At 48.9% G+C, this 9062-nt stretch carries 3 protein-coding genes and 1 pseudogene; 3 read left to right on the top strand and 1 reads right to left on the bottom strand.

Annotation, left to right across the window (positions count from 1 at the left end):
* Both Q384_RS10170 and Q384_RS10165 read left to right on the top strand, forming a co-directional pair.
* Positions 1-4981, top strand: a 4981-nt coding sequence (locus Q384_RS10170) for an Ig-like domain-containing protein (RefSeq protein WP_156956541.1), incomplete at its 5' end; no start/stop codon positions are given.
* Between the two features lie 354 nt (positions 4982-5335).
* Positions 5336-6820 carry a tryptophan 7-halogenase gene (locus tag Q384_RS10165; protein WP_037587746.1) on the top strand — a complete coding sequence of 495 codons (1485 nt, stop codon included), beginning with the start codon at positions 5336-5338 and terminating at the stop codon, positions 6818-6820.
* Positions 6821-7014: 194 nt separating this feature from the next.
* On the opposite strand, the gene Q384_RS10160 is transcribed toward Q384_RS10165, so the two are convergent.
* Positions 7015-8232, bottom strand: coding sequence for a PilT/PilU family type 4a pilus ATPase (locus tag Q384_RS10160; RefSeq protein WP_425423487.1), 1218 nt, complete (start codon positions 8230-8232; stop codon positions 7015-7017).
* A gap of 560 nt (positions 8233-8792) precedes the next feature.
* On the opposite strand from Q384_RS10160, the pseudogene Q384_RS10155 reads away from it, so the two are divergent.
* Positions 8793-9062: pseudogene (locus Q384_RS10155) on the top strand (IS481 family transposase); the annotation flags it as partial.

The raw sequence follows: 9062 nt of genomic DNA, 5'->3' as shown, positions 1-9062 counted from the left end.
CAACAACTGGACGTTTACCGACAACAACAGCGTGACCGACGGCAGAAGCTACACCTATACCGCGATCGTCACCACCGCGTCGGGCATCGAAAGTGCGCCGTCCAACGCGTTCACCATCAACGTAGACACCACCGCGCCGACACAAACGGTTGCCATCGTGAACTACGGCGATGATGTGGGCAGCAAACAAGGGGACTTTGCGTTCAGCGTACCGACCGACGACACCAACCCGACGATCAAAGGCAGCTTAAGCGCCGCCTTGGCTGCGGGTGAGAAAGTGGTGGTGTACCGCGACGGAGCCGAAGCGGGTGTTGCCACGATAAACGGCAACACATGGGAATTCAACGACAACGCCAATTTGGCAGATGACACCTATCGCTATACTGCACGTGTGGTTGATGCGGCGGGTAACGAAGGTCCGATTTCTGCCGGCGTTACTTTGACGGTGGATACCACTAAACCAGACATCAGCAGTACCGCCATTACAGTCAGCACCATTGCCGGTGATGGTGTGGTAAACAGCGAAGAGTCTTTGCGTACTGATGTACCGATTACGGGTACATTAACCAATGCACCGACAGATGCCAATGTGGTATTGACGGTAACCGTGGGCGGTGAGACTTACATTGCCACGGTGAACGGCACAAATTGGTCTGTAAATGTAGCGGGTGCAGACTTGCTGGCAGACAGTGACAAACGAGTGGACGTTACCGCTGTGTTTACCGATGCGGCGGGCAACAGTGACAGCATCAGCGGTTCGGGTGCTTATGCCGTGCAATTGGTGATGCCGGTGATTAATATCACAACACCGGTGATGGGTGATGACTACATCAATCGGGCTGAAGCATCGGTAGTGAGTATCAGCGGCACAACGCTGAATGTAGAAGATGGTCAAATAGTTACCATTTCTATCATCAGCAGTGTCGGTGTGGAAATGCTGGCTGGTACCGCTGTTGTGAGCAATGATGCGTGGTCGATGAGCGACGTGGTGAATCTAAGCGGTGTCCCCAACGGCAACACCCGTATTAAGGTTGATGTAAAAGATGCGGCAGGCAATTCGGCAACCGATACTGTGACGGCTATCCTTGATACGGAGATACCGGCTGCGGCAATCAGCATCACTGCTATAACTGAAGATACCGGCTTGGTGGGTGATTGGATTACCAGCGATACAACCTTAACCGTGAGCGGCATACTGACAGCGGCTTTGGGTTCAGATGAAAAAGCACAAATCCGTTTAGATGGCGGTACGTGGGCTGATGTGCAGGTTTCCGGTGTGAACTGGAATTATGTTGATGCCACTGTATTAACCAACGGCGACCACACCTATGATGTGCGTGTGATTGATGCGGCAGGCAATATCGGCTCAACCGATACGCAGCAAGTTACCATCAGCAATGCGGCATCTGTTGCGGTGATTGAGATTACCGGCTTATCTAATGATACCGGCACGAAAAATGACTGGATTACCTCCGACACCACACCCGCAATCAGCGGCACAGTTACCGGTACATTGGCTGTTGGTGAAAAAGCGCAAATTCGGGTGAACGGCGGTGCATGGGTGGATTTGGCAGTGCTTGCTTCCGGTGCGTGGACATATGACACCATTACGCCATTGAACGATGGTAATTATGTTTATGATGTGCAGGTGGTGAGTGTGGCCGGTATAGTCGGTTCTACAGATACCCAAACGGTACGTATTGATGCAACTGCACCCACTCAAACCGTAACCATCATCGACTATTTGGACGATGTTGGTGTCAATACCGGTGCATTCAGCAGTAATACCAGTACCGATGACCGCACACCGTTGCTGCGAGGCACACTCAACGGCACGCTGGGCTCTGATGAACACATCGGCATCTTTACTGCTGCCGGCGCGGAAATCGGCACGGCAACAGTAACCGGCAGCAGCTGGGAATACATGCTGGACGGATTGAAAGACGGTCAAACATACACTTGGTATGCAGCGGCAGTAGATGAAGCAGGCAATATTGGTGTAAGCAGCAATAATTTCACCATTACGATTGACTTAACCGTAACCATGAATCCGCAAAACACCATTGATACCACGCCGATTATCAGCGGCAGCACTGCGTTCAAAATCTTGGACGGCGAATATTTGGAAGTTACCGTAAATGGTAAAACCTACAGCTCGCAAGACGGTACTGTTGTGGTTGATCCGAAAAACAACACTTGGTATGTACAAATTCCTGATGCTTACGCATTGCCGGTGGGTACGTATGACGTATCGGCTAAGCTGAAAGATACAGATGGTCTGATTACTCAGGACGACAGTACCAATGAATTGGTGGTTGCACCTGAACCGGTTATGAATGTGGGCGCAGGCGGCGGTGATCCGCAGCAAAAAGCCACAGCAGTAACATTGAGCAAAGATGGCTTGTGGATGCTTCACACCAATCAGCACATGCTGGAATCCACTGCCACCAACAACGGCAGCTTGGGTAACTTTGCCAGTGTTTACCTGCAAAGCAATCAGGGCGGTACAGGTTATGATGCCAATAACTACGTGCAAAACGCCACATTCTTAGACTACAACCGTGATGGTTTGATGGATTTGTTTGCTGTTGACAGTAACTACAATGACGGTCAGCAAATGTTTTATAACACCGGTGCAGCCGCTTTGGCCAATCGTTATGTTGGTTATCAAGTGGGTGCAAACAGAAATGCACCGCAAAGCGGTGAATTTGCCGGCAATTCCGATACTAATCTCAGTGCCAATACATGGTCTTGGTATGGCGGGATTATCGGGATTGATAAAAACGGTGATGGTTTGCTGGATATTGTCTATGGCGACCAAACGCCGAACGATTCGGGTACTCAAGGCGGGCATGGTTCACAAATCGTATTGAATAACAATGGCACTGTAGCGGGCATGACCAAAGACGGCTATTTTGCCAATAATTATTCAGCCAGCTTGTCACCGATTAACGGATTTAACCAGTCGCTGCCGGATCAAGAGCTCTCCGGAGTGGACATCAATAATGACGGCATGGTGGACTTTACTTTCCATGGACGCGAGATTGTGTCTTCAGGGTCGCGTATTTCTGAAAACGGAGCGGCTCTGGGCGGACGTTCTACCAATAACGCACGCTTGGTGATTGTGAACGGCACCAACAGCGACAATTGGGACGTTACTCAAATAGTGAATAACGTTTTTCAGGCAGGCGGCGGTGAGGTTGATCCGGCAGTAGGCAACGGGGTAGCCATGACTTGGGCAGACTTCAACGGCGATGGCTATATGGACTTATTCATAGGCAGGGGCAATGACAGTTTAACCAGCCCGTCCGCTTCATCCGGCACAAACAATGCCGAGCGCGCAGCGGAATATGCCAGCCGAATCTACTTCAATAATGGTACAGGCAAGCTGATTTTTGACGATACCGGCACAGCAAGCGGAACCGATGGCGTGGGTGCAGCCGGCGACGGTGTGGGTAATCCCACTGCAAACGGTATGTTTACCTTCACCGACAGCATTGCCGGCGGCGCATCCATTGCCACTGACTGGAATCACGACGGCAAAATGGACGTGATTGAAATGCCGGGCATGTCGGGTAATGGTGCCGGCAACGGCGGCGTAGCAACCGCCAAACAGGCTGATGCGGTGAATTTATACACCAATACTTCTGCCGGTACGGGTGTGAGCGCGGTGAGCTTTACCACCACCAATTTGCTGACACAAGTGGGCAAAACCACGATTGGCACCAGCTCAACCACCGGTACGAACAGCGGACCGGTAACGGGGGCAATCTCAGCAGATATTGATTGGGATGGTGACCGTGATTTGATGATTTTCACCCTAAACGGACAAACCACTTACATCGAAAACAAAAACCAAGTGGCAAACGGTACCAGTTTGCACCTGCGCATTTTGGATGCAGAGGGTATTAATTCGTTCTACAACAACACGGTGCTTTTGGTTGATGAAGCCACAGGAAAAACCGTAGCAACACAAATCATCAATCCCCAATCGGGCAACCAAACCAATGACAGCACCGCCATTGTTGATTTCTACGGTTTGGATGCCGGCAAAACGTACAGTGCCGTGATTTTGCGTCAGGAAAACAATACGCCGGCAGACGTGGGGGGTGTCGCCAGTGTAACCATCAACGGCAATGCCGCCAATACAGTAGAACACGTGAACGCTGCTTGGGCAGGTTTGAAAGCAACAGAACCCGACAATGCTTATGTACTCACCGCAGAGTCCGGCAATAATGCTGCCGATGCCGGCCCTGCATCGGGTAACCAAGTGGGTATTGTGGGTACCGGTTATAACGACACTTTCTTCGCTACTTTAGGTAATGACTTGTACAACGGCAGCGGCGGTTTCGTTACGGTTTCCGGCGTAACCACATGGTCGAATACCGGTGGTCTTGACGTGGTGGATTACAAGCTGGCAAGCAGCGGTGTTACCGTGGATTTATCAAAAACGGCAGCACAAAACACGGGCTTTGGATCGGCAACTTTCGTCAATATTGAAGGTTTAACCGGCGGTGATCATCAAGATACGTTCACCGACAACGCAGCCGATAACTTCTTCTATGGCAGAGGCGGCAATGATGTATTTAACTTAATCCACGGCGGCAATGACACTTTGGTGTATCAGCTTTTGAACAACAGCGCGGACGGCGGTAATGGTTCAGATACGGTTACCGATTTCTCAGTGGGCACGGTAGAGGCAACACCCAATGCCGATGTGATTGATGTGAAAGCATTGCTGGTGGGTTATATTGCCGACGCCGATGGTGCGGCGCACTACATCAATGGTATCCCCACTATGGATGCCGGCGATCTTATTGCGCAATACCTGAGTGTGGATAAACAAGGCGGTAATACGGTGGTAAGCATTGACCGTGATGGTGCGGGTGCGGCCTACAACAAAACCGCATTGGTAACACTCAACGGCGTGGATACCACTTTGGAAGAACTGCTGGCAAATCACCAATTCATCATTGGTTAAAAGCGAAGCAAAAAGGAGATGCTTTCGGGTGTCTCCTTTTTTCAGACAATTAACTTAAAGCAATAGCACATTATTGCTGACTTTCCCTTGTACGGAAAGCTGTGTTGCGTGAACTGCGCCTGAAAATCGGATATTCAACCTGATTTAAGCGATGTGGTTCAGTAATCAAAGTTAATTGTGTATTACGCTGTTGAGCGGCTGCGCCGCGCGTGCATTTTGCCGAACTTAAAAAATAAATCACCATGATTTAAGTTTAACAGCGATTTCAGGCAGCCTGAGGAAATGAGGGGGGATCCCGCGTTATCAGCAGGGCTGAATTATCGGCGCTATCTGAAGACACAGTAAAGGATAGGTATGTTGGATTTACGGGAAGCAAAAAACATCGTCATTATCGGCGGCGGTACGGCAGGCTGGTTTGCTGCTTTGGTATTACGCCGAATGTTTCCGCCGCAAACGGCGATTAAAGTAATTGAATCGCCCGATATCGGCATTGTCGGGGTGGGTGAAGGCGGGTTGATTAATATTGTGAATGCACTCAATTCGCTGAACATTCCTACCAGTGAATTTATGCAGGAAACCGGAGCCAGTCTGAAATGGGGTTTTTGCTACGAGGGTTGGCGCACGGGTGAAAAAAACGATGAGTATTATCATTTATTCATTGATCCGCGCCAAGCACCGTTCAATGACCAATATGCAGGATTTTTGCCGAAAATTTCCGGTTTGTTTGTACGAGGCATTCCCTTGCACCAAGCAGTGAACGGCTTTCCTGCGATTAAGCAGCGGGTGTCGCAGCAAGAAGCCGCGGAAATGCTGGTAAACGGCAATACCGGCATCACCACGTCATTCCATTTTGACAGTTACCGAACGGCAAAATTCTTACAAAAAAAGGCCATTGAGCGCGGCGTGTTGCATCGGCAAACCGAAGTGATAGATATTCTTATGGATGCGCACCAAAATGCCGCAAAGATAATGACCGACGAAGGTGCTTACCGTGCCGATTTTTTAATTGACGCATCCGGCTTGAGCCGAGTAGTGATTGATAAAAAATTAAAACGGCAATGGACTTCATTCAAAGATTATCTGTGGTTGGATCGTGCTATTCCGTTTTATGTGCCGCATCAGGGTAAAAACCCGGAATTATTTACCCGCGCCACTGCCATGAAAGCCGGGTGGATTTGGCAGATTCCCTTAGTAGAGCGCATTGGTGCAGGTTATGTTTATTGCAGCAAATATTTGTCTGAAGAAGCGGCATTGAAAGAAATCTCGGATTACTTTCAAATGGAAATTGAACCGCAAAAAACCCTGAATTTTGAACCGGGTCATTATGCCGAAGTGTGGAAAGGCAATATCATGGCACTGGGTTTATCATCAGGCTTTGTTGAACCCTTGGAAGCCACGTCTATCGGACAAATGCTGGAACAATTGTTTGCATTTGAGCGCGTGGTTACCCACAGCGGCTGGGTGGTATCGGATTTGAGCATTGATCAATTCAATGAAGCCAATAAATGGTGTTGGAATGGCATACGTGATTTTTTGCGTATGCATTACGACTGTCCGCGCCGCGATACGCCATTTTGGCAAGAAGTCAGTACCACACCCTATCCCGATACCTACCGCGCCGTGAAAGAAGTGTTTGCACAGCGCAGCCCGCGCATGGAAGACATCAAAGGTTATGCCACAGGCGGATGGGGCGGTATTTTTCATGCAGTAAACTGGATGTTTGTGGCGCAACCCTTGGGCTTAATCAGCGAAAAAGGTTGTCGGCAAGAACTGAAGTATCTGCCCGCTGAAAAAATACAGGAGATTACACAATATATTGATGCTTTACCAAACGTATAGCCGAATAAGTAACAAATCCATCATTACCGGTATCGGTTTTAATCGCTCTTCTATGCGGATCTTAAAACCCCGCCCTTCTGAACAGAAACACGCTGCACCTTGCCCTGAAAGGAGCGGTTCAGCGCGGCGTGTGGTTTGGGAGAAATAACTCAGTGATAAAAGCTGCCTGAATATTGTGTTTCAGGCACTTTTTTTCAGCGCATCACTCGCAAATTGCTTAAATCAAAATCGCTGCCGCTTTGGCTACTGCCGCGGTCTTTTTCAGCCAGTTGGATGCGCAAGCGCAAATCATTGGGTGAATCAGCGTGGCGCAAGGCTTCATCGTATTCAATCAGCCCTTGGGTGTATAAATCAAACAGGTTTTGGTCGAAAGTTTGCATACCGTCAGAACCGGCTTTATTCATCAGTTGTTTAATTTCAAAGAAATCCCCTTTGAGAATATAGTCTTGCATGGCAGGGGTGTTGATGAGTAAATCCACAATGGCACGGCGGCTTTTGCCGTCTTTGGTGGGCACCAGCCGCTGCCCGATCACTGCCACCAAATTCAGTGCCAAATCCATCAAAACTTGCTGATGACGATCTTCGGGGTAAAAATTCAATACCCGCTCAATCCCTTGAGCAGCATTGTTGGCATGAATGGTAAATAAGCATAAGTGTCCGGTTTGTGCCAAATGCAAAGCGTGTTCCATGCTCATTTCATTGCGCACTTCGCCCACGCACACCACATCGGGTGCTTGGCGCATTGCATTTTCCACGGCACTGCTCCAGCTTAAGGTATCAATACCGACTTCGCGGTGTGTAACAATGCTTTTCTTGGGTTTGTGAACAAATTCAATTGGGTCTTCAATAGTAACAATGTGTCCGGCAGAATGTTCATTGCGCCAATCAAGCATGGCGGTCATGGAAGTGGATTTGCCGCTGCCGGTAGCACCTGCCACAATCACCAGCCCGCGTTTGCGCATGGAGATGTCTTTAAGCGGCTGCGGCAGGAGTAATTCGTCTATGGTGGGGATTTCAGTGGTAATGCGGCGCAGCACCATACCGATGCGGTTTTGTTCATGATAAGCATTTACCCGAAAACGCACGCCATCTTTGGATTTAATGGAATAATTTAAATCCAATTCTTGGGTAAATTCACGCTGTTGCAGCAAATTCATGGAAGAGAATACAATTTTCGCGGCTTCATCGGGCGATAAAGGTTTCGCTGGTACGGGCGACAGCTGGCCGTTTATTTTGAGTGCCGGCGGAAAATCAGTACAGATAAAAATATCTGAAGCATTTGAACGCACAGCCTCTGCCGCCAATTTTTCCAACACCGGGTGCAGTACAGGTGGGTGGCGCTCAGAAACATCGGGGGTTTTGGGTGTTGCCGTGTTATGGGTACTATGTAAAACAGGCTCTGGCTCAGGCACTAACTCAAATGTTTGGGGTATTTTGTGTTCAACACTGTGTTCCGCAGAATGCTGTTCCGGAGTATGTTGCTCCGGTGATGGATGTTTATCAATCGGTCTATTGGTCTTTGGCGCTTGGGCAGACGCGGCAGGCGCGGCAGGCTGATGATTGACTTGATAATTAGTGGGCGTGCGCAAAGACGATTTCAAAGCCGCAGCGGCTTCAGACAGTGTTGAAGTACGCGGCGGCGGATTCAGATTGACTGAACCTGCTGCATGGCTTTCTGCTTCTGATTCCGTGTGTTCTGACTGATGCGTGAGTTGATCAAGTATCTCCGACAGCGAATTGGCAGCTTCTTCAAAAGAAAGTGTTGGGTCTTTTTGTTGTGGGCTCATGAAAACGTATCCCTTGCTGATATTATTTTGCTTTTATACGATGGAACAAACCATTGCCGATATGGCATCGCATCAAGTATAACATTGGATTGGCGCATTTTGTTTGGAAAAAAACATGCAGTATTGATACGAGCGGGTGTAAGAATTCCTAGCGTTGTTTACAGTATTTATAGGAAAATACTGTAATGAATATTCATAAAAGAACCCGTTTACTGCCCTATCAGCGTCAAGAAATTTGGCGGCTTTATACAGAAGAAAATGTCCGCGTTTCTGATTTGGCGGCTACCTATTGCGTCAGCAGACCCACCATCTATAAAGTCTTGAAAGAAGCGCGGTTACAGGTATTCGTGCCTAAAAACAGCACTAACCGCCGCTTCAAACAAGTTCGTTACGGCATGAAGCGTTTGGCAAAAGTAGAAAAAGCCATTCAAGACAAGCTCAAAGCGCAGGCGCAG

It is taken from the genome of Stenoxybacter acetivorans DSM 19021 (assembly GCF_000745895.1).
In the GTDB taxonomy this organism is placed as follows: domain Bacteria; phylum Pseudomonadota; class Gammaproteobacteria; order Burkholderiales; family Neisseriaceae; genus Stenoxybacter; species Stenoxybacter acetivorans.
The sequence above is the reverse complement of the archived record's forward strand: the minus strand, read 5'-3'. Positions and strand labels throughout refer to the sequence as shown.